This window comes from Halomonas profundus (assembly GCF_020865425.1).
Taxonomy (GTDB): Bacteria; Pseudomonadota; Gammaproteobacteria; order Pseudomonadales; family Halomonadaceae; genus Vreelandella; species Vreelandella titanicae.
Genome location: NZ_CP086344.1, coordinates 3,608,577 through 3,630,921, shown reverse-complemented (window position 1 = coordinate 3,630,921; position 22,345 = coordinate 3,608,577). Strand labels below are relative to the sequence as shown.

The 22,345-nt window shown below is 55.8% G+C and carries 18 protein-coding genes; 8 read left to right on the top strand and 10 right to left on the bottom strand.

What is annotated here, in order from left to right; all coding sequences use genetic code 11:
* Window positions 1-10: 10 nt before the first annotated feature.
* The gene (locus LMS44_RS16585; protein WP_009288360.1) at window positions 11-841 is read right to left on the bottom strand and encodes an ABC transporter permease; all 831 of its coding nucleotides are present in this window, start codon (window positions 839-841) and stop codon (window positions 11-13) included.
* Window positions 841-2,043: a quaternary amine ABC transporter ATP-binding protein gene (locus tag LMS44_RS16580; RefSeq protein WP_009288359.1), complete on the bottom strand. Its 1,203-nt coding sequence runs from the start codon at window positions 2,041-2,043 to the stop codon at window positions 841-843. The genes LMS44_RS16585 and LMS44_RS16580 overlap by 1 nt, the downstream gene beginning before the upstream one ends.
* 396 nt (window positions 2,044-2,439) lie before the next feature.
* Between LMS44_RS16580 and LMS44_RS16575 the strand changes: the two genes are divergently transcribed.
* Window positions 2,440-2,877: a hypothetical protein gene (locus tag LMS44_RS16575; RefSeq protein ID WP_035538192.1), complete on the top strand. Its 438-nt coding sequence runs from the start codon at window positions 2,440-2,442 to the stop codon at window positions 2,875-2,877.
* Between the two features lie 161 nt (window positions 2,878-3,038).
* Here the strand turns inward: LMS44_RS16575 and LMS44_RS16570 are convergent, their stop codons facing one another.
* The 5 genes from LMS44_RS16570 to LMS44_RS16550 all read right to left on the bottom strand — a co-directional run bounded on the left by LMS44_RS16570 (window position 3,039) and on the right by LMS44_RS16550 (window position 9,089).
* Window positions 3,039-4,439 carry a sigma-54-dependent transcriptional regulator gene (locus LMS44_RS16570; protein WP_027958616.1) on the bottom strand — a complete coding sequence of 467 codons (1,401 nt, stop codon included), beginning with the start codon at window positions 4,437-4,439 and terminating at the stop codon, window positions 3,039-3,041.
* Window positions 4,440-4,450: 11 nt separating this feature from the next.
* The gene (locus LMS44_RS16565) at window positions 4,451-5,896 is read right to left on the bottom strand and encodes an ATP-binding protein (protein WP_022522398.1); all 1,446 of its coding nucleotides are present in this window, start codon (window positions 5,894-5,896) and stop codon (window positions 4,451-4,453) included.
* A 53-nt stretch (window positions 5,897-5,949) separates the two neighbouring features.
* A complete protein-coding gene (locus LMS44_RS16560) occupies window positions 5,950-7,128 on the bottom strand; it encodes a PQQ-dependent sugar dehydrogenase (RefSeq protein WP_414727632.1) in 1,179 nt (392 codons plus the stop codon).
* Between the two features lie 92 nt (window positions 7,129-7,220).
* Window positions 7,221-8,096, bottom strand: a complete 876-nt coding sequence (locus tag LMS44_RS16555; protein WP_138801624.1) for an AEC family transporter — start codon at window positions 8,094-8,096, stop codon at window positions 7,221-7,223.
* Between the two features lie 78 nt (window positions 8,097-8,174).
* A complete protein-coding gene (locus LMS44_RS16550; protein ID WP_022522401.1) occupies window positions 8,175-9,089 on the bottom strand; it encodes a LysR family transcriptional regulator in 915 nt (304 codons plus the stop codon).
* Between the two features lie 203 nt (window positions 9,090-9,292).
* On the opposite strand from LMS44_RS16550, the gene LMS44_RS16545 reads away from it, so the two are divergent.
* Window positions 9,293-11,257 carry a ligand-gated channel protein gene (locus LMS44_RS16545; protein ID WP_022522402.1) on the top strand — a complete coding sequence of 655 codons (1,965 nt, stop codon included), beginning with the start codon at window positions 9,293-9,295 and terminating at the stop codon, window positions 11,255-11,257.
* Between the two features lie 294 nt (window positions 11,258-11,551).
* On the opposite strand, the gene LMS44_RS16540 is transcribed toward LMS44_RS16545, so the two are convergent.
* Entirely contained in the window at window positions 11,552-11,788 is a 237-nt protein-coding gene (locus LMS44_RS16540) for a hypothetical protein (protein ID WP_498945754.1), read from the bottom strand.
* On the opposite strand from LMS44_RS16540, the gene ltrA reads away from it, so the two are divergent.
* On the top strand, window positions 11,787-13,175 hold the full coding sequence (gene ltrA, locus LMS44_RS16535) for a group II intron reverse transcriptase/maturase (protein ID WP_498945752.1): 1,389 nt from the start codon (window positions 11,787-11,789) through the stop codon (window positions 13,173-13,175). The two genes, LMS44_RS16540 and ltrA, sit on opposite strands and share 2 nt — an antisense overlap.
* A 176-nt stretch (window positions 13,176-13,351) precedes the next feature.
* Here ltrA and LMS44_RS16530 read toward each other — a convergent pair whose 3' ends face one another.
* Window positions 13,352-15,562: a TonB-dependent receptor gene (locus tag LMS44_RS16530; RefSeq protein WP_498945750.1), complete on the bottom strand. Its 2,211-nt coding sequence runs from the start codon at window positions 15,560-15,562 to the stop codon at window positions 13,352-13,354.
* Between the two features lie 244 nt (window positions 15,563-15,806).
* Here LMS44_RS16530 and LMS44_RS16525 point away from each other — a divergent pair, with 244 nt between their 5' ends.
* The 5 genes from LMS44_RS16525 to LMS44_RS16505 all read left to right on the top strand — a co-directional run bounded on the left by LMS44_RS16525 (window position 15,807) and on the right by LMS44_RS16505 (window position 21,680).
* A complete protein-coding gene (locus tag LMS44_RS16525) occupies window positions 15,807-16,763 on the top strand; it encodes an ABC transporter substrate-binding protein (protein WP_498945748.1) in 957 nt (318 codons plus the stop codon).
* Window positions 16,764-16,816: 53 nt separating this feature from the next.
* A complete protein-coding gene (locus tag LMS44_RS16520; protein WP_498947302.1) occupies window positions 16,817-17,785 on the top strand; it encodes a FecCD family ABC transporter permease in 969 nt (322 codons plus the stop codon).
* A gap of 8 nt (window positions 17,786-17,793) precedes the next feature.
* Window positions 17,794-18,921: a FecCD family ABC transporter permease gene (locus LMS44_RS16515; protein WP_498945747.1), complete on the top strand. Its 1,128-nt coding sequence runs from the start codon at window positions 17,794-17,796 to the stop codon at window positions 18,919-18,921.
* A complete protein-coding gene (locus tag LMS44_RS16510; RefSeq protein WP_089691369.1) occupies window positions 18,918-19,736 on the top strand; it encodes an ABC transporter ATP-binding protein in 819 nt (272 codons plus the stop codon). The genes LMS44_RS16515 and LMS44_RS16510 overlap by 4 nt, the downstream gene beginning before the upstream one ends.
* Before the next feature lie 132 nt (window positions 19,737-19,868).
* Window positions 19,869-21,680, top strand: coding sequence for an ABC transporter ATP-binding protein (locus LMS44_RS16505; protein WP_022522408.1), 1,812 nt, complete (start codon window positions 19,869-19,871; stop codon window positions 21,678-21,680).
* Between the two features lie 17 nt (window positions 21,681-21,697).
* Here LMS44_RS16505 and LMS44_RS16500 read toward each other — a convergent pair whose 3' ends face one another.
* Complete coding sequence (locus LMS44_RS16500) at window positions 21,698-22,273, bottom strand: hypothetical protein (protein ID WP_498945744.1); 576 nt, start codon at window positions 22,271-22,273, stop codon at window positions 21,698-21,700.
* Window positions 22,274-22,345 lie beyond the last annotated feature (72 nt).

Below are 22,345 nucleotides of genomic sequence, written 5' to 3'. Positions count from 1 at the left end.
CGCGTTTTCGCTATTGCCGGGTTTTTCTAAGCGATTGCGTCAGGCGGTCAAGCAGCATGGCCAGGATGACCACCGCGATGCCTGCTTCAAAGCCGTCGCCAGGGCGCAAGCGTTGAATTGCGCGCCACACTTCGCTGCCCAAACCATCTGCGCCAATCATGGCGGCGATCACTACCATGGAGAGAGCGAGCATTATCGTTTGGTTGATACCTGCCATTACTGTGGGCAGTGACAGCGGTAGCTGCACTTTGAATAGCTTTTGACCACGGGTAGCGCCGTAGGCATCGGCGGCCTCAATCAGCTCCACCGGTACTTGACGAATACCCAGGGTGGTAAAGCGAATGGCCGGAGGCATCGAGAAGATCACCGTGGCAAAAATCGCCGACACCGAGCCAATACCGAAAAATGGAATAGCCGGGATCAAATAGACGAACGCTGGCATGGTCTGCATAAAGTCGAGAATTGGCATAATGACCCGGTAAAGCCGGTTAGACAGCGCCGCGGCAATACCCACAGGTAACGCGATGACGACTGCCACCATGGTAGCGAACACTACCAGCGTGAGCGTTTCAATCATCGGGTTCCAGAGCCCCAGGTTCCAGATCAGTGCCAAGCCCGCAGCAGCGCCTATGGCTAGGCGAGTGCCCGCCAGCTTCCAGCAGAGCAGGGCGATCAAGCCAAGCAGCGCCCACTCGGGTAACCACATCAAGCCGTCATTTAAAACATCGATACCGGTTTGAGTGAAACGAGAGATGCCGCGGGTAACCAAAGAGTATTCGCTGGTCAACCAAGTCAGGCCGCCTTCAATCCAATCACCTAGCGGGATGCGTGGGATATCCATTATTGCTCTCCTGCTCGTGCCAGTTCGTCGAGTACTGCGCCTTTAACCACCACGCCTAGCAGTTGCTCTTGCTTATCAATAACGGCGATAGGGAAACTCTTTTCACTAAACATGGCAAACAGGTTATGCAGTGGCTCATCCATGGGGACTTTGCGGAAATCCTGGGTTAAGTAGGGAATAATCGAATCGGCACCCTCTTCAATGGCCCGGCTGGCGGCATCGGCCTCGAGTAGCCCGATAAGGCGGCGGTTGCGATCAACCACATAAATAGAGTCGATAGCATGGTCGCGCATGCGGTGTAGCGCCGTGCGTGGGCCATCGCTTTCCCGAGCGGTGGAGCGCAGTGGCCGCATGGCGCTCTCGGCGGTCAAGATACGTGCCCGGTCAACGCCTTCGATAAAGCGACGCACGTAGTCATCCGCAGGCTTGGTCAGAATCTCTTCCGGCGTGCCGATCTGCACCACTTCGCCATCTTTCAGCAACACGATACGGTCGCCAATGTTGAGCGCCTCATCCAGATCGTGGGTGATGAAGACCGTGGTTTTTTGCATTTTGGATTGCAGCTGCAAAAGCTCTTGCTGCATGTCTTTGCGAATTAGCGGGTCAAGTGCTGAGAAAGCTTCATCCATTAACAGTACGGTGGCATCGTTTGCCAGAGCACGGGCGAGGCCAACGCGCTGCTGCATACCGCCGGAAAGTTGATTCGGGTAGGCGTCTTCCCAGCCCTCCAGGCCCACTTGCTTAAGCGCATCATGGGCAATTTTATGGCGCTCTGTTTTCTCTACGCCGCGAATTTCCAAACCGAACTCGGCATTTTGCTGCACAGTGCGGTGGGGAAATAGCGCGAAATTTTGAAATACCATAGAGAAGTGACGGCGGCGGCACTCCAGTAACGCTTTCTCTTTTAGCGTCGGGATGTTTTCGCCGTCGATAATGATCTCACCTTCGGTGGTCTCAATTAGACGGTTAAGACAACGGATCAAGGTCGATTTGCCTGACCCCGAGAGTCCCATGATGACCAGCAGTTCGCCTTCATAGACATCAAACGAAATATTGGATAGCCCCAGCGTCTGGCCGGATTTCTCCAGAATTTCGGGGCGCTTCATTCCTTGATCACGTAGCTCAATGGCTTTTTGTGGGTGCTTACCAAAGACTTTGCTTAATCCGCGCACTTTAATTTTGACGGGTCGTGTCTCGTCCATCGGCGATGCCTTTTTGTTGAGCTGAATGGGCGTGTGTCGTTATTGCGCCATTCATAAAGAAATAAGAGCTTGAGTCGGATAATTTATTAAAAATTATTATACATAGGTGGGGCCTGTGTGTCACAACGGCTCGCTCAACGGGGCAATTAACGCTACATGTGTCATTTTTTACCCACTCGCGCGGGCTGCCTATAAGTACATAATGGCATTGCTAATGTTTTATAAGGCATTGATTATTAATTGTTTATATTGGTTTTTTATGTTTTTGGCACGTAAAGTGATTGTAGTTTAAGTAGAGTGTTGTGAATAACTTGTATACGTGTACGGAAAGCTGACTGTCGATTTTTCCAGTGAAATGTTTAGAAACAAGCAGCGTAAGTAATGGAGGTGGGTATTATGGATAAGCAACACGACCACATTGAGAGCAAGCAAATTTCCAATCGCCCACGCTGGTTAACGCTGTGCATGATGGCGACAGCGGCAAGTGTAATTGTGTTAGCTGGTTGCGGTGATAACGAAGAAACAGCGCCACCTGCTGAAGAGCCTTCACCATTAGAGCAGGATGCCACCACTCAGCCGGAACCGGGTATGAGTGAAGAGTCAGCGATGGAGCAGGATCCAGGCTTAAGTGAAGAGCCAGCAGCAGAAAACAGCATGACGCAATCTGAAGAAACGATGTCAGAAGATCCTATGTCAGAAGAGTCCATGCCGGATGACACCATGGACGAGCCCGCAGAGGGCACTATGAACCCTGACGACGAGCCTGGCTTTGGTGAAGGAACCGAACCTATGCCTGGCGCTGAGGAAGAGGATGAAAATTCGACCAGTAACTAGTCTTTAGCAAGTGTACCGCTCCCTACGATGGTAAATCGCCTCAGCTGTTTGTTCCCTGCGGCTGCTCCACACGATTTGCCATCCTTTCCGCCCCCGCGCCCGCGGGGGTTTTTTTGTCTGTTTTCTAGCTAGCGCATCCCGCCTTATCAGTATCCTGGTAGTTACTCTTCACTGTCTTCCAGGCGACGATAGAGTGTCCGACGAGCAATGCCCAGCACTTCTGCGGTGCGTCGCTTGTTGCCACCCGTTGCTTCTAATACCTTGTTAATATAGCGCTTTTCAACTTCTTCTAGGCTAGGCCAGCGGATTGGCGTTGCCGAGGGCACCTGGCTCCCTGCCAGCACTTCGCCACTGACGGTAGGCACCAGTGGGGTACCGCTTTCCACCGTTGATTGTTCGCGCAGCCGTTCGGGCAGATCTTTATGGCTGAGCGAGCCATCTTCGCTCAGGGTAACTGCCCGCATGATGGCGTTTTCCAGTTCGCGAACGTTACCGGGATAGGCATAGTTGAGCAGGTTGTTGAGCGCTTCTGGCTCGATTTGCTCGATCTGCTTGCCCTGGGCCTCGGAGTGCTTGTCGATAAGGGCAAAAACAAGGTGCTCAATATCGGTACCGCGCTCGCGTAGCGGAGGAATGCGCAGCGAGAACGTTTCCAAACGGTAGAACAAGTCGCTGCGGAAATTCTCCTGCTCGATTTCCTTCTCCAGGTTGCGGTGAGTCGCAGCGATGATGCGGACATCTACTGGCTCTTCGCGCTCGCCGCCCACTGGGCGCACGGTTTTCTCCTGCAAGGCCCGCAGTAGTTTAGCCTGCAGATTGATGGGCATTTCACCAATCTCATCTAAAAACAGGCTGCCGCCCTGAGCGCTTTGAAAGAGCCCTTTGCGCGCCTCATTAGCCCCGGTAAAGGCGCCTTTTACATGACCAAAGAACTCACTCTCCATCAAATCTGCGGGAATGCTCGCACAGTTAACCGGCACAAAGGGTTGGTCATTGCGAGGGCTTTCCTGGTGAATGGCGCGGGCGAGTAACTCTTTGCCGGTACCGCTTTCCCCTAAGATCAAAATGGGGGCATCGCTTTTGGCAAGGCGGGAGGCGTCATGAAACAGTGTCTGCATGACCTGGCTTTTACCCACAATGCCGTGGAAATGGCTGATATCCGTGTCGTGGAAAACCGCCAGGCGTTGGCGTTCCAGCACACGAAATACGGCATCGCGGATGGCATCAAGGTCTAACGGCTTGGTTAAAAAGTCGTCAGCCCCTAGCTTAAGTGCCTCAACCGCCTGATCGATGGTACCGAAAGCGGTAATCACAATAATGCCCAGCTCACTGCCTGCTTGGCGGAGCTGCTGGAGTAGCTGAATGCCGGTCATACCCGGCAGTCGCACGTCGGTAATTACCAGTGAGACGGTGGTGTGGCTTAGTAAGGCGATCGCCTCTTCAGCGCTAGGTACGCCGAGCGTCGTGTAGCCTGCATCCTGCAGTTCTTCTTCTAATAACTCACGTATAGCGGCGTCATCTTCAACCACCAACAAAGGTAAAAGGGGATCCTGTTGGGTCACAAACGTTGTCCTCACGCGGATGCGGTTTCACTAATAGGTAGTGTGATTTCAAATCCAGCGCCGCCAAGGGCGCTGTCAAACACGCCGATCGTACCGCCGTGGTCGTTAATAATGCGATGTACCATAGAGAGTCCCAAACCGCTGCCTTGACCGACCGGTTTGGTGGTGAAAAATGGGTCGAACACTTTGTGATGATGGGCACTGGGTATCCCTGGGCCATCATCTTCCACCCACAGTATTAATTCGTGCTCTTGCTGCTGGGCGCGCACTCGAATTCTGTTCACTTCGGGGGCTTGCGCTGCATTGCGCAGCAAATTGGTCAGCACCTGCACAATTTGTTGGCCGTTGGCGAGTAAGTTGGGTGTCGGCGACGGTAATTCAATGTCTAAACGAATATTGCGTGGCTCCAGCTCGTCTTCAACCAAATCGCTGGCATTCATAATAAGCTGATCAAGCGCCAGTTCGCCTTTCTCTACGTTATGTTGGCGGCCTAATTCCATCAACTGGCGCACAATTTCAACGATGCGCTCGACTTCGCCACGAATACGCCCTAGTCGTGCGCGTTCGTCATCGCCAATCACATCGCGGCGAGCCAAACGCTGGGCCTGGCCATTGATCACCGTTAACGGCGCACCTATCTCATGGGCAACGCCGGCTGCCAGTACGCCCAGTTCAGCCAGCTTTTTCGATTTGCGCAGGCGCTTTTCAAGCTCAATTTCGCGCCGTTGGCGATTTTCGATCTCTTGGTCTTTTTCGGCCATCGCATCCAGCATGCCATTCAAACCGGAGGCAAGGTGGCGATATTCGATAGGGCCGTCTTCGGTGGCGCGTTGGCTGCGGTCACCTTTTTCTACTAACTGCATTACGTGCAGCAGCCGGTTAAGCGGGCGCTCGATATGGCGGCGAAACCCCCACCAAATACTAAACACGATTCCGGCGGCGCCAATCACAAACACCAACACGGCCACAATACTGATAAAACCCGTGTAGTTCTCAATACCGGTATTTAGCCGATTAACCTGCAGTACCCCATATACAGTGCCATCTTGTGAGCGCAAGGGTGTCAATGCAGAGTAGTAATTCCATCCATCGTGTTGGCGATAGTTGCTATATAAGTCATCGCGCTCAATGATTTGTTGAATCTCTTCACGGCTGAAAATATCTTTGCCTAGGCCCAGCCCGTAAATATCGCGACCCTGGGTATCGAATACATAGGCACCGTAAATTCGATGGAAGGAGAACGCCGACTGTAACGCTTCTTCAAGCGGCGTATTGCTATCTGGCGTAACCGCGTAGCTGAGCGACGAGCTCAGCGTACGGGTAATAATCTCAACTTCCGTTTGTAGCTTTGAGCGTACGTTATCTTCGAGCGACTTGATTGCCACTAAGCTAAAAACCACCAGGATGACAAACAGCGGCACAATCACAGTCAAAATAATCAAATTGCGTAGTCGCATGGGGCATCCATGGTGGTTTTAATACGTTTTAATATCAGCCAGTGAATGAAGCGCTACTGGTTCGTTGGCGCTAGGCGGTACAAGCCGCCCTGGGGGGCGTCAGTGAGTAAGTAAATGGCATCATCAGGGCCTTGGCGAACATCGCGAATGCGACCCACTTCGCCTTGTAAAATCAGCTCTTCCTCGGCGACACGGCCCTCTTCCAAGCGCAGGCGCAACAGCCTCTCGCTACCTAGCCCACCGGCTAATAAGTTGCCTTGCCACTCACCAAAGGCGTCACTAGTCACTTCGGCAAGCCCGGCGGGGGCGAAGCGGCCTTCAAATACATACACTGGGTCAACCATGCCGGGGAGCGAATCTTCGCCAATCGGCTCGTTGGTTGCATAGTCATTGCCCTGGCTGACCTTTGGCCAGCCATAATTATTGCCCGCTTCGATATGATTCAGCTCGTCGCCGGTGCGGGGGCCATGCTCTGACGCCCAGGCTTCGCCGTTACTGAGCACGACCATGCCTTGAATATTGCGATTACCCATGGAGTAAATTTCATCCAGGGTGGTGTCATCACCAACGAAAGGGTTGTCATCGGGAACGCCGCCAGTAGCGGTAAGACGCAGGGTAGAGCCCGCGTGGTCATCGCTTGCCTGGGCGCGGGGCGGTTCACTGCCGCGATCCCCAATACTCATTAGCAGGGTACCGTCGGGCAGCCACGCCAACCGCGAGCCGTAATGGCGGCCCGGCCCAGAGGCGCGATCTTGTTCAAACAAGTGTTCGACCTCTCCTAGCTGGCCATTGTGCCATTTTATTCGCGATAATGCTGAACGGCTGTTATTGCCCTCGGGCTTGCTCCAGGTGAAATAGATCCAATCGTTATCACCCTCGCTATTTCCGCCTTCAAAATCAGGATGTAACGCTATGTCTAGCAAACCGCCCTGGCCCTGAGTACTCACTTCGGGCATGCCTTCCAACGTACTGGCTTCACCGCTTTCGGGATCGACAAGTTTCAGTTGCCCGCTGCGTTCGCTCACCAAGTAGCGGCCATCGGGTAAAAACGTCACCGCCCAAGGATGCTCAAAACCATCGGCGATACTCTCAATGGAAAGGTTTAAATGGTCGGTTTCCAGCGATTCCTGGACGATTTCCGCATTTGCCGTGTTAATAGCGCCCGCCAGCACTAGTCCACTGATCCTTGCCCAAGCCCCAGGGGGCAGTGGGCGTTGGGTATGGTTGTTCATGTGAAGCATAGCGTGCCCTCTGGTGACGTTAATCATTGGCATCCTTGCCAGTAGTCTAGCAGTGACCTTTTAGTCACGTGTGGGTTCCACTATTACATGAGCAGGGCGAGTAGCACGGGCAGGTAAAACAGCGCTAACAACGTCGAGCAGAAGACCAAACTGGCTACATAGACGGGTTCGCGCTGGGCGCGCTGAGCAAAGAGATAGTTGAAGACCGCCACTGGCATGCACATCTGCACCACTAAAATGCTTTGGGCCAGTGGCGGAAGGCCCACCCAGCCAGCAATCAACCAGGCGACCACGGCAGCGAGGGGCACGCGCACCAGACTAAATCCGAGCCCTGAACGCAGGTTCTTCACCTGAATGCTGGCTAGCGATACGCCCAGAGTAATGAGCATGAGCGGTACCGTGAACCCCGACATTAAGTCCACCGTATTCGCCAGCCAGGGGGGCAGGGAAGTGCCCGTTAGCAGTAGCGCCATGGAAATCGCAATGGCATACACCGTAGGCGTTTTGGCAAGGGTTTTAAGCGGGTTGCCTTGGCTATTAAGCACAGCGCCTAGGGTGAACTGAAAAAGCGAGACGGTCACCATCACGGTGATGCCGTAGGCAAACCCGGCACTACCAAAGGCGTAAAGCACCACGGGTAAGCCCATGTTGCCGGTGTTGGGGTACATCATGGGCGCAAGCAGTACCCGCCAACTGCGGCGCAGCAGTTTTGCCACGCCAAAGGTCGCCGCCCCCATGGTGATAATCACCAGCGCGGCGGCCAGCATCGTCTGGCCAAAGGTGGTGGCATCGATATCGGCACCCGCCAGGGATGCTAATACCAGTGAGGGTGTGCCAATGTTAAACACTAGCCGGGTAATGAAGTCGACCGGGTAGGGATGGCCTAGGCGTACCCACAGGTAGCCGAGCCCTGCACCCGCCAGCACGGGCGCCATGACGGCAAAAAGTTCGGCAAGCATTGGCTGTCCTTGGCAATCGTTAGCCGCCCATTGTCGTTAATAAGCGGGCTAACTGGCAAGGCAAACACTCGAATTAACCTAGACGGCGGCGGCTGACGTGCGCCACGGGGCGGGCACCTGGCTGCGTAAAAACTCTAACAGCGCGTGGGTACGGCGGGTCTGGTGACCGTAAGCATAAAGCAGTGTGATAGGAAGTGGCACCGGCTCCCAGCCGGACAGGCAGTTAATCAGCTCGCCTGGATGATGCTGTTCGCGTTTTGCGGTTAACCAGTGTGAGAGCAAGCCGATACCCTGGCTGCGCGCAATGGCATCTATATGCAGGGTAGTGAGATCTACCCGCAGCCGTGAACGGGGCGGGTTAAAGGTGTATTCGCCATGCTCTGGATGAGTGAGCAGTAGCCCGTCAGAAGCCGTGCCCAGCAGGTCTATCCAGGCGTGCTGGTTCAGTTCGTCGGGGTGTTGAGGCGTGCCAGCCGCCTCTAAATAGTGTGGGCTGGCATAAAGCCCGCGGGTTAAATGCCCCAAGCGCTCCTGGTTTAGCCCGCACTCATGAGTCGGCCCAAGCCAGACATGCACGCTATTGCTGTGCATTTTAGTGGGCGGTGTTTCCCTGGTGTGTAGCGTTAACTCTACCTTGGGGTGGCGGTTTAAGAAGGCATCAATGGCACTGGCTAACCAGCTGCGGGCCAGGGCACCGTGCACTTCAAGGGTAATTTCTCCGCTAATCTCCTCACGCAGCTCTGCCAGCGCCTCCTGGCTATGAGCCGCCATTGCCAAAAGCTCGGTGCAGTAGTTGTGAAACAGTAACCCCGCCTCGGTAGGAATCAAGCGGTTGGCCTGACGGCGCAGCAGTGGCTGGTTAAGCCGGGTTTCGAGCTGGCTGATACGGCGGCTAAGGGTCGATTTGGCTAATCCGAGCTTTTGAGCGCTGCGAGTCAAACTGCCCGTGGTCATCACATCGGCAAAGGCGGTAAGTTCGTCAAAGTCATACATGGTCAGGCCCACGGAAAAGGGTGAGCGCTAATTGTGCCATTTTTCGGTGCGAATGAAAATAATAGGCATTTGTGTTCCGGTATGCTGAACGTACCGTCTCACCCCAGTGTGCAAAGAGTGTGTAAAAATATTAATGCTAATAATTCGCATTTAATAGAGCAAATGCTTACCCACATTGCTCACACACTATAAAGGACGAAGTTATGTCTCCCTGTTTGCGCCGTACGCTGCTGGCCAGCGCTATCTCTTCGCTTGCCAGTAGTGCTCTTTGGGCACAAGACGCGCCCCGCTTAGACGATATGGTGGTAACTGCGTCAGGTTTTGAACAGCAGATTACCAATGCCCCCGCGTCTATCAGCGTGGTTTCCCGCGAAGAGTTGGAACAAGGCCACTATCAGAGTGTTACCGATGCGCTGCGCGATGTGCCCGGTGTGATTGTCACCGGCGGTGGGAGAGGGGATAACGGCCAGGATATCTCTATTCGCGGCATGCCCTCCCAGTACACCCTGATATTGGTCGATGGGCGCCCGCAGAATTCCCGCGAGTCTCGCCCTAATGGCGATGCAGGTTTTGAGCAAGACTGGCTGCCGCCGTTACAGGCTATTGAGCGTATTGAAGTAGTGCGTGGGCCAATGTCGACGCTCTACGGCTCCGATGCCATCGGCGGGGTCATTAACGTGATTACCCGCAAGGTTGCGCAGGAGTGGCACGGTAATGTGCAACTCGACACCGTGCTTCAGGAAGACAGCGACTCCGGCGATAGCCGCCAAGCCAATTTTTATCTGAGTGGCCCGCTGGTAGGGGAGCGTTTAGGGCTCCAGCTCTATGGCCGTGCCTCTCAGCGCGATGAAGACAATATCCTTAACGGCTACGAAGATAAAAGCCTGCAAAGCCTCACCGCTCGATTTAGTCTTGCCGCATCAAAAAACCACGACTTCACTTTTGAGGCCGGTATCACGGAGCAGGAGCGCGAATCGCTGATGGGCAACTCGGCGCCATCGGAGGGCTGTCGCGGTGGTTGTGAGGATAGCTACAACAACTATACCCATCAGCACGTTGCGTTAACCCACAGTGGCCGCTTCGATTGGGGTACCAGCGAAACTTACCTGCAACGTGAGCGCAGCGAAAATAAATCGCGGGATATTGAAATCACCAACACTACCGCCAAAACCAGCGCGGTCATTCCGCTAGGCATGCATATGGTGACGCTAGGCGCTAACTACGAGGAAGAGTCGCTTGAAGATAGTACAACGAACAGACTGCCTGACTCTGATCGTAGTGAGATTGAGAATAGCCAATGGGCAATTTTTGTTGAAGATGAATGGATGCTTACCGATTCCTGGGCATTGACCGGCGGTTTACGTGTTGATGATGACGACAACTACGGTAGTCATTTAAGCCCGCGTCTTTATAGCGTGTGGAATATGACGCCTGACTGGACGTTGAAAGGCGGCGTTTCAACCGGTTATCGAGCGCCCAACCTGCGCGAGATCACCCCCGACTGGGGGCAGGTCAGTCGTGGTGGCAATATTTACGGTAATCCTGACCTTGAGCCAGAGACCTCGCTCAATAAAGAGCTGGCCCTGCTTTATGCCAACGACTCTGGCCTGAGCGGCAGCGTCACGCTATTCCATAACGACTTTGACGATAAAATTACCCGAATAGCTTGCCCCATCGATATCTGTACGGATGGCGCTAACCAGTTTGGCAGCGACCCGACTTATCGCGTTAACGTTGATGAAGCGGTGACCCAGGGCGTAGAGGCGAGTGTGGCTGCGCCTTTAACCGATACCGTTGAGTTAACGGCCAGCTACACCTATACCGATAGCGAGCAAAAAAGCGGTGAGTATGCAGGCGAGCCGTTAACACAGCTGCCTAAGCACCAGGTATCCGCCTCGTTAGATTGGCAAGTCTCTGCCAAGTTGAGTCAATGGACAAAAGTCACTTACCGCGGCGAAGAGAGCCAACCGACTACTGGCCCTTCGAGCAGTGCCATTGTGGCTCCTTCCTACACCTTTGTAGATGCAGGTATTGGCTACCAGCTAAATGAATCGACTCAACTGAACGCGGGTATCTACAACCTGTTCGACGAAGCGATTGACTACGATGAGTACGGCTATGTGGAAGATGGCCGCCGGGTTTGGTTAGGTCTCAACGTCGCCTTCTAAACGCTAGGTTCCCGTTATAAACGCAGTACTGCAGCGGCTATCCAGCGATGGCCGCTTTTTTTGTGGTGCGCCAGGCATGGCGCGCAGCGCCTTGACTGGCGCTGTTCCTGAGGGTGGTGCCTCAGGATGACTTGGGGGTGAAAGTCCCCTGCACGCCCGGCAAGGGGAAGTGCTAGCCGACGGCAAGGGTGTCCCTCGCGAGGGGGAATCTGAAGGAAGCCCAAGGCAAAACGCTGGCCTGACGAACAGGAAGCGGATACGAGGCGTCATGGCGGGGTGAGATGGCCACAATCATCAAAGCCCAGTACTTGCACGGAACGCCATGACGTAGATCCGACAGGCATAAGCGGGAAGGTCGCGCGTCTTACCCTGGGAGGTCTGGTGATCTGCCACGGTGCTACCGGCGTCGAGAGGCGACGGGAGGGACCACCAGACGCCAGCCGAGGCCATAGTAAGTGCCGGTTCACCGCGGCACCAAGGGCCGAACATGAAGAACCGCGAGTAGGCGATAACGTCTCGAGGATCGATCATGAAGACAGAAGCTGACGCTAATACCGTCACTCACCCAGAGGGGCAGGGGCAGTACTCCGAGTCCCAGCCGGTGAGCGTCGAGACGAGCCCGGCGTCGTTATCGTGGACGAAAGCGGAGCCAACCTCGCTCATGGAACGGGTCGTTGACCCGGAAAACATGGAGCGAGCTTACCGTCGGGTGGTTGCCAACAAAGGCGCACCGGGTGTCGATGGCATGACGGTGTATCAGCTAGCCGACCACCTAAAGACGTACTGGCCAACGCTGCGCGAGCGGCTGCTGGCCGATCAGTACCACCCCAGCCCGATCCGAGCAACCACGATCCCTAAGCCCAAGGGTGGGACGCGGCAGCTCGGTATTCCCACGGTTACCGACCGCCTAATCCAGCAAGCGCTGTCCCAGGTACTGATGCCGATCTTCGACCCGGGCTTCTCCGAGTCGAGTTACGGCTACCGCCCCAAGCGGAGCGCCAAGCAGGCCGTCTCGGCCATGAAGGCCCACGTCACCGCCGGTCACCGCTGGGTGGTCGATCTTGACCTGGAAGCCTTCTTCGACCGAGTGAATCACGACCTGCTGATGGCACGGGTCGCGCGGCGCGTTGACGACAAGCGTGTACTGCGTCTGATCCGTCGCTATCTGGAGGCGGGTATGTTCCAGCATGGCTTGCCCACGCCGAGGCGGCGGGGGACACCCCAAGGCGGGCCCCTCAGCCCGCTACTGGCGAACATCCTGCTGGACGACATGGACAAGGCGTTGGAACGCCGAGGCCACCGCTTCTGCCGCTACGCCGACGATATACAAATCTATGTACGGAGCCGACGAGCAGGCGAGCGGGTCATGGGCAGCTTGAGTGAGTATCTCGAGAGCTCACTTCGGCTGACGGTCAATCGCCGTAAAAGTGCGGTGGATCGGCCATGGCGACGCGGATACCTGGGCTACAGCCTCACTCGGCACAAGCAGTCGAAACTGACGCTCGCCAAGACAAGCCTGACACGCATGATGCAGCGTGTCCGTGAGATCCTGAAACGTGGTAGGGGGCGTAACATCCAACGGATAATCGAAGAGCTGAGGCCCATCCTGCGAGGATGGGCCCACTACTTCAGTCTCGTTGACGTGAAACGCCCCTTGGAAGCGCTGGATCAATGGATACGTCGCCGCTTACGCGGTCTGATCTGGCGGCAATGGAAGCGCCCAAAGACCCGGTGTTGCAAACTTATGACACTGGGCCTGGACGCGCGTCGTGCTTGGAAATCGGTGGGTAATGGTCGAGGTCCCTGGTGGAATGCCGGGGCTTCGCACATGAACCAGGCCCTGCCGAGGAAATGGTTTTATGACCAGGGACTGATCTCGGTACTGGATACGGTAAGATGGCTTAACCGTTCTGCATGAACCGCCGTGGTACGGAACCGTACGCCCGGTGGTGTGAGAGGACAGGGGAGGCGACTCCCCTTCCTACTCGATCTGTTAGGAAAGGACAGGGTAGTCAACAAAAAAAGCCCCGGCGTATGGCCGGGGCGGAAGGAGAGCATCGAAACAGAAAGTGGAACCTTAAGTGTTAGAACTGATTAAAACTCATAGGTTGCAGATACCCAGAAGCTGCGCCCATCCAACGCTACCCCATCGGTAGAACGACCTGACTGTGTAAAGTTGTAGGCACGCAGCGTTTCGCCGTTATGCTCAAAGGTATCGGAGCTGGTGAAGTCTTTATCAAATAGGTTGTAAATAGAGCCGGTTAACCGCACGTTGTCGGAGAAGCGGTAGGAGCTACGCAAGTTAAACAGCTCGTAACCATTCAGCTTGTTACCCAACTGCTCATAAAGAGAAAGCGATTCGCCCGAGGTAGGCAAGCCAGCGGAAAAACGCTCGCGAGAAGAGTAGTACTCGCCTTCTAGGGTAGTGCTCCAGCGCTCATTAATCGCCCAGGTTAGGTCGGCAGTTAGTTTGTGGTCAGGCGTGTTAGTTAACACCATGCCTTCGTTTTCGCCGGAGGTGATTTCAGAGTCAGTGAAGGTGTAACCGCCGCTAACGCGCCAGGCCGGTGCGATTTGATAACTGGCTGTTAGCTCAACGCCGCGGGTTTCAGCTTTGTCGATATTGGTCAGTTGTCCAAAGCTTTCCTGCTGAGTAAAGTTGCCTATGCTCAAGCAGTTACCCAGCCCCGCATTGGGGGTGTCGCCATTGCTGTCCACAAACTGGCAGTTGGGTAAGTCAGCGGCGCTAGCAATACGATCAGAAAAGCGGTTGTAGAAAAGCGTTGCCCCGGCTGAAAAGCTATCTTGGTTGTCGTAAATGGCGCCGATTTCGTAGTTGGTACTTTTTTCCGGCTCAAGATCAGGCGAACCAATAGTGACCGTGGTGCCTTGGCCTGTAAAACCGTTAATACCATCATGAAGATCATTTAACGAAGGTGTTTTATATCCTCGGCTAACGCCCCCTTTCAACGTCCACTCAGGGGTTGTGTTCCATACTAGGTAACCACGTGGACTGAAGTGCCCACCAAACGCATCGTGATGCTCATAACGACCGCCGAGCGTTAGGGCTAAACCGTCATTTAGTAGCCACTCATCCTCAGCAAACAGTGCCCAGCTGTTTTGCTGAAACTTTTCACTACCTGCAATGGCATCTTCTAACTCGGCATCAACGTACTGTCCACCGATAGTGGCTATATGGTCGCCAACTGGTGCCACAAATTTGGTGTCAACGACAATGTCACGGTTTTCAAGAATCCGGTCTTCGCCGCCCTGAGCTTCATAGCCGTAGTCAGGTGCGCTGCCTGCGGGCAGGGTGCGGCCTAAGGATTCCGTCGTGCTATGGGTAACGCTGCTTTCCCAGGTGCCTGGTGCGTAGTGACCGGTATGGCCAACCGCAATTTGGTCGCGGTTAAAACGCAATTCGTCTTTATAGCCATTAAAGGTACCGGGGGAGGGAGCGCCGCTGCGGTTCGTGCCGTCTTGAGTTCCCAGCCGGTTATCGTCGTTGGAGTAGGTCTGACGTGAGCGTTCGGCATCTAGCCATAATTCATTTGACTCATCCGGGGACAGGTTCAAGCGCCCACCGATAGAATAAATACGCGCCTCCACTGGGCGTGGATCGCGACCTGAACTATCTGCAATCATGCGCTCAGAGCTGTCGCGATCAAACAGACGACCACGCAGTTGTAATCCCAAGGTATCTTCTACCAGCGGGCCTGCCGTGTAGAGGTTAATGGCCGAGCTGTTGCCCGCGTTGCTATCTTCCTGAAAATTGTTCTCAACCGTGACAGAGCCCGCCCAGTCTTCACCTATACGGCGGGTAATAATATTGATGACCCCACCCATAGCGTCAGAGCCGTAGAGGGTCGACATGGGACCACGAATCACCTCAATACGCTCAATAGCAGACAGTGGCGGCATAAAGCCTGTCGATGTTTCACCGAAACCATTGGGCGTGACACTGCCAGAGGTATTTTGACGGCGTCCGTCGATCAAAATAAGCGTGTATTCGCTCGGCATGCCCCGAATAGAGATATTGAGGCCACCTGTTTTACCCGTGCCAGAACGCACATCAACACCTGGCACATCGGCAATGGCATCCGCGATGTTGGAAAACTGCTTCTGCTCAAGTTCCTCGCGAGAGATTACCGAAATACTAGCTGGCGCATTATTTAGCGATTGCTCATAGCCAGCCGCTGTCACCACCATATTATTGAGCTGCGTATTTTCCTGGGCCTGGGCGCCTGCAGCAGTGACGGCGAGCGTGACGGCGCTAGCCAGAACAGAGCGAGTAAAGCGTGGCATGTCATTCCCCTTGGCGACGATAATTATTAGCTAATGATACGTATTATCAAATGAGTTAGAGAGTCTAAAAAGAAAAGTTCCCAAACGCGAGGGAATGATCAAGGAACGTTACGTTGCGTAAAGTGAAACGCCTGGGCGGAAACAGGGTTGCGTGAAATGGAACACGCTATTCCCAGGAATAGTAGTGCAAGTGCTTTTGAGAATCGTTATTATCCTTGTCAAAGTACCGTATCGAGAGAAACTTATGTTGGTAAAAACGACATCAATGGCCGCCACCCTCGCCAAGAGTGGGCGTTTAGGTATGGTCGGCATATTGCTAAGTATTTTTGTGGCAGGCACTGCGCAAGCGCGCACTCTGGAAACCGCCTTTGGCGACGTAGACGTTGAGGGAACCCCAGAGCGCGTAGTAACACTCTACGAAGGCGCTTTGGACGCTGCCGTAGCGGCAGGCGTGAACCCGCTAGGCGCTGTGACGACGCGCGGTGGTGACAACGTGGCAAGCTACATTGAAGCGCATCTTGGTGAGAGCCCGCCGGCGATTATGGGCGTGGTGCGCGAGATCAATATCGAGGCCGTGCTGGCGCAGCAGCCGGATCTAATTTTGGCGCCTGCTCAGCTTTCTGATGAGCAGTATCAACTGCTGTCACGTATTGCACCTACGGTGGTGCCACCGACCCAGCCGCTGGCGCCGGATAACTGGAAAGCTGAAGCCCGCCTTTACGGCGAAGCGCTTAATCGCCAGGCCGCTATTGCAGAAGCGATTGAGGCCGTTGAACAACGTGCCGCCGAGGTCGCCAAGGCAGTAGAAGAGGCCGGTGTCGGTGGTAGCGCCTTCTTGGTGCGCTGGATGCCCGGTGGCCCCATGGTGATGTCGGAAAACCTTTTTTCTGCAGGTTTGTTAGCCCAAGCGGGCCTGAAGGTTCAGGATGCTGGCCTGGTCGGCGAGCGCGGCGTACATAGCGATGTGCTGAGCCTGGAAAACCTTTCCCAAGTGGACGGCGACTGGCTATTCCTGGCAACGCTCAACGAAGATGGTCAAGCGGCGGTGGACGCAGCCAAGCAAAGCAGCGCCTTTACGCGCCTAAACGTGGTACAGCAAGACCACGTAGTGCCGGTGGATGGCCAGCTATGGACAAGCGCCAATGGCCCCCTGGCCGCCCAGGCGATTCTTGACGATATAGAGGCAGCGCTGTTGCCGTGACGGTTCCACGTTTTGCAACGCCTAGTGTTAGGCGTGCCGCTCCCCGTACGCTAATGATGCTACTACTCACCGCCCTTGTGGCGGTGAGTCTCGTTAGTCTATTAATCGGCGCGGGTAGCGTTGGCCCCGGCAGAGTCCTGGCGCTACTCAGCGGTGCTCAGGACAGTGAGGCGCACTTTATTGTCTGGGAACTGCGTGCACCGCGCACCTTGATAGGCATTGCGGTGGGCATGGCATTGGGTGTGGCGGGGGCCTTATTACAAGCGGTGGCCCGCAATCCGCTGGCCGAACCGGGGCTTTTAGGGGTTAGCGCGGGGGCGGCGTTTTCCGTGGCGCTGGCCTTAGTGCTGGGTGCCAGCGCCGCCACTTTACGCATTTCAGTCGCGCAGTTAGGTGCGCTGGTGGGTTGCGTGTGCGTGTTGAGCGTGGCGCGTTTTCGCGGTGTGGGTAACGACCCAATCCGGCTCGTGCTCGCTGGTGCCGCGTTTTCGGGTCTGCTGGCATCTTTAACCTCATTGATACTGCTTTACGACCAGCGTGCCGCTGATGAAATTCGTTTCTGGGTGATTGGCAGCCTGGCAGGCCGCCGCATAGACGACCTGCTGGCCGTGCTGCCCAGTATGCTGGTCGCGTCAGTGATGGTTGCGCTGATTGCTCGGCCGTTAGCCGCCCTGGCGCTAGGCGAGCGGGTTGCCTCTGGTTTGGGCCACCACCCCACCCTGATTCGTTGGTTGGTCATCGCCTGCGTGGCGCTATTGGTGGGTGCTGCCACCGCCATCGCCGGGCCCATTGCCTTTGTTGGGTTGGTGGTGCCGTTTGTCGCACGGGCCTTTGCCGGGCCTGATATTCGTCGCACGCTATGGTTTTGTCTGCCCATCGGGCCGCTGATCGTCCTCGCTGCCGATATCATCTCTCGGGTGGTGGTCGCTCCTTCGGAACTACCGCTGGGCGTACTCACCGCGCTGTGCGGCGCCCCCGTACTAATAGCGGTCGTACGTGCGCGCCGCCTACCGATGCTATGAATTCGCTAATGAAAACCACGCCGATAAAAAGCTCGTCTACGCCTTTCACTTCGGAAGACCAGTTCCGCGCGGACGGCAATAACAACGTACCGCCTCCGCAAGGTTACTGGCGATTCGCTTGGCGAAGCGGGAACGGTGCGAACAGCCTATTGTTTGAGCAGCGTGCGGTAGCCGTTAACCTGGGGCTGTTTGGCGCGTTACTGCTTGCCAGCGTTATTTACCTAAGCCTGGGCAGCGTTAAGGTCGCTCCTATGGCAGTGCTGCAGGCGCTGTTTGGCAATGCAGATATGATGGCGAGCTTTGTAGTGCAGGAGCTACGCTTGCCGCGTTTGGCCGCCGCCGCTAGTACCGGGGCGGCCTTCGCGTTAGCGGGCATTTTGATGCAAACCCTGGCCCGCAATCGCTTGGCGACGCCGGGTATTATCGGCATTGATAATGGCGCGACAGCGTTTGCAGTGGCCTCCATCGTAGGCCTTGGCGTTTCCATCGCGCCGCCTGCCATGGCGTTAGCCGGGGCAACCACCGCAGCGGTACTCACCTTCGGGCTCGCCGCGGGCAACGGCACCCAGGGCTATCGCTTTATCGTGGCGGGGATTGGCGTGGGCGCAGTGTTTGGAGCGATAACGCAATTGATGCTGGCGCGAGTTGCCATTGATACCGCCAATGCCGCTTACCCATGGACGGTGGGTTCGCTCAATGCCCGCCCCAGCGGCGCACTGCAATTACTCATGCTCGGGTTGGCGTTAGGGCTGGCCGCTGCCATGGCATTAGCCCGTTCGCTAACGCTACTGCGTTTCAAGGATGCCACCGCCAGCGGGTTAGGCGTGAACGTCAAGCGGCGCCGGTTGGAAGTGCTGCTGCTGTCTGTCGCCTTGACGGGTTTGGCGGTGGCTGTGGCAGGCCCGGTGGGCATGGTGGGGCTGATTGGCCCCGAGATTGCCCGGTCGCTGTCCAGTTCACGCAGCGTGCCTATTTTGGCGGCAACCCTGGCGGGGGCGTTGGTGATGGTACTCGCCGACCTAGCCGGGCGTACGCTGCTGGCGCCTATCGAGATTCCCGTCGGTATCGTTACCGCCGTGGTCGGCGGGCCCTGGTTACTTTGGATATTAATGCGCCCGCAACGGAGCTTCACATGAGCCAATCTCCAACACCCACTATGCCATCTCTTGCCACGCAGTCGCTCGGCATGAGTTATGGCACCCGGCAGGTGATCGATGGCTTGGATATCACCCTGCCCAGCGGCAAAGTCACCGCCATTGTGGGCCCCAACGGCTGCGGAAAATCGACGTTGTTGGCCGGGCTTGCTCGTTTACACAAACCCGATAGCGGTGCTGTATTGCTCGATGGCGCCGATATTCAGCGCTTGCCCACGCGCCAATTGGCCACTCAGCTGGCGCTACTGCCCCAGGAGGCCGTCGCACCGGAGGGGCTAACCGTGACCGAACTGATTCGTTTTGGTCGCCAGCCCCACCAAGGCTGGCTGCGCCAGTGGTCAGCAGAAGACCAGCGCGTGGTGCAGCACGCGCTAGCGGCGGCAGGGCTTGAACAACTCGCTGACAGGCCAATTGATGCGCTTTCCGGTGGACAGCGCCAACGCGCCTGGATCGCCATGACCATCGCCCAGCAAACCCCGCTGCTGCTGCTGGATGAACCCACCTCCGCGCTGGATCTTGGCCACCAGATTGAAGTGTTCGAGCTGGTGAAACATCTTGCCCACCACGGCCGTACCGTGGTGATGGTGCTGCACGATCTCGCCAGCGCCTGCCGCTACGCTGACCATCTCATCGCCATGCGCGAAGGTCAGATTATCGCGGCAGGGGCTCCGGCTACGGTGGTTACGCCTGACCTGGTGCGAACGCTCTATCAAGTGGAGTGCACGTTACTCACCGACCCTGATACCGGCAGCCCCTTGCTGGCCAATGTGCACCGCTCCCCGGCACCTGCTTACTAGGCAGTCTCCAGCCTTTCGCCGCATTGCTAAAGATGCATTAAGTTGATGCCCTGCTAGAGATAGCGGGGCGATTTCATTACTCTATCGCTTCTAAACCTATTTCAGCTATAACAACCTCAGTAAGGAACACTCGTGTCCTCTCCTGCACACAGTTTTCAAGCGTTGCTGCGGCTACTGCGCTACGCCAAAGGCTATCGTCGGCGCATCATTGCCGCCACCGCCTGTTCGATTATCAACAAGCTGTTTGATATTGCCCCAGAGATTCTGATTGGTGTCGCCATTGATGTGGTGGTCAATCAGGAGCAGAGTTTTGTGGCCAGCCTCGGCTTCGAGACGCCCCAACAGCAGATCACCATGCTGGCGGTGCTGACGTTTGTTATCTGGGCGGGGGAATCGCTGTTTGAGTACTTGTTCCAAATTCTCTGGCGTAACTTAGCCCAACGTTTGCAGGCGGATATGCGCCAAGATACCTACGAGCACGCTCAACGGCTGGATATGGCGTTCTTTGAATCAAGAAGCTCCGGCCAGCTAGTGGCCACCATGAACGACGACGTTAATCAGCTTGAGCGCTTTCTGGACGGTGGCGCCAACGCGATGGTTCAGGTAGTGGTGACGGTGGTGGTGATTGGCGCGGTATTCTTTGTGCTTTCGCCGTTGATTGCGCTGCTGGCGTTTACACCTATTCCGTTGATCATTTGGGGGGCGTTCTTCTTCCAGCGCAAAGCCGGGCCGCTCTACAGCGACGTGCGTGAAAAGGTGGGTGATTTAGCCAGCCGTTTATCCAACAACCTAAGCGGCATCGCGACGATTAAAAGCTTTACCAGTGAAGAGCGCGAAGCGGAACGCCTGCGCGAGGCCAGCGAAGCCTACGTAGAAGCCAACAGAAGGGCGATCAAGGTTAGCTCCGCGTTTATTCCTGTGATCCGCATGGCGATTTTGGCGGGCTTTCTGGCCACCTTTACTGTGGGCGGCATGATGGCGCTCAACGGTTCACTCAATGTGGGTGCTTACGGTGTGTTGGTATTCCTGACCCAGCGTCTGCTCTGGCCGCTCACTGGCCTGGCTCAGGTGATCGACCTGTTCGAACGCGCCATGGCCAGCACGCGACGGATTCTTGATCTACTTGAAGTGCCGATTACCGTTAAGGACGATAGCACCACCCCGCTCGTTCAGCCGGTGCGCGGTGAAGTGACCATCGACAATGTGAGCTTTCACTACGCTACCAGTGGTGTTGGCGTGGAAAACATTCATTTACACGCACCGGCAGGCAACACTCTGGCATTAGTAGGCGCGACCGGCTCGGGTAAATCGACCCTCATCAAGCTGCTGCTGCGCTTTTACGACCCGGAAAACGGGCGGGTACTCATCGATGGCCAGCCGATTACCGAGGTCAGCATGAACTCGCTACGCCAGTCGATCGGCCTGGTCAGCCAGGATGTTTACCTGTTTGAAGGCAGCATTCGCGACAATATCGCTTACGGCAAGCCCGATGCCGACGAAGCCGCGATTATCGATGCGGCAAAAACCGCCGAGGCGTGGAGCTTTATCGAAACGCTGCCCCAAGGATTGGATACGCCGGTAGGGGAGCGGGGCGTGCGGCTTTCCGGCGGCCAACGCCAGCGGCTTTCTTTAGCGCGGGCGCTACTTAAAGACCCGCCTATTTTGGTGCTGGATGAAGCCACCAGCGCAGTGGACAACGAAACCGAAGCGGCCATTCAGCGATCGCTAAAGCGCATCGCCCATGGCCGCACGGTGATTATGATTGCTCATCGGCTTTCGACCATTGTGCATGCTGATGAGATCGTGGTGATTGAGAAAGGCCAAGTGGCCGAGCGGGGCACCCATTCCAGCCTATTGGCAGCTAACGGCCACTACGCCGCCCAGTGGCGGGTACAAACCGGCGAAGCCCAGGCGGGGGATGTGGAAGCACTCAGTAACCTTTAACGACTACTGATTAACTATTACCTATTAACCAGGAGCGCATTGAGGGTGACGGGCACATGCTCTTCAATCTCCTGGTAGCCTAGTAACGACATCACGGTGCGCACCGTGGTGTTGGCCATCAGTGCTCGGCCATCCATCGCCATGGGCTCCGCGTGGGTGACGCGTATCTCATTTAGGCCTTCGCGGGTAAACCGCAGCGGCACGGATTCCTGTTGGTTAACCATGTCTGATTGAACGCTAAAGGTCAGCGTCTCCATCAGTGATTCGCCAATATCCAAACCGTCCAAGCGTTCTGGCGGCATTTGCGCTTCTAGCGTCACCAAGGTGGTGTTCGCCAGCAAACCTATCCAAGGTGGCAGCTCGCCAAAGCGTTCCAGCACATCCGTTTGGCTGAGCTTTAACGGCAAGCGCAGGGTGCCATCGCTGGAGATATCACCCTGCAGATCGCGCACTTGATGGTGATGAGTTTGCGGTGCTTCGCCGTTCAACTGAGTAATCGATGCCTGCACCCGCGACTGTCCAGGATCAAGCTGCCAATCAGCGTGCACGGGCAGCGCCAACAATAAGGGGAATAGAGCAATCAATGCTTTCACAGCGCGTCTCCGTATAAAGAACTACTCACCAGACTGCCCAATCCACATAAAGTGCCGTAATGACATCAAGAT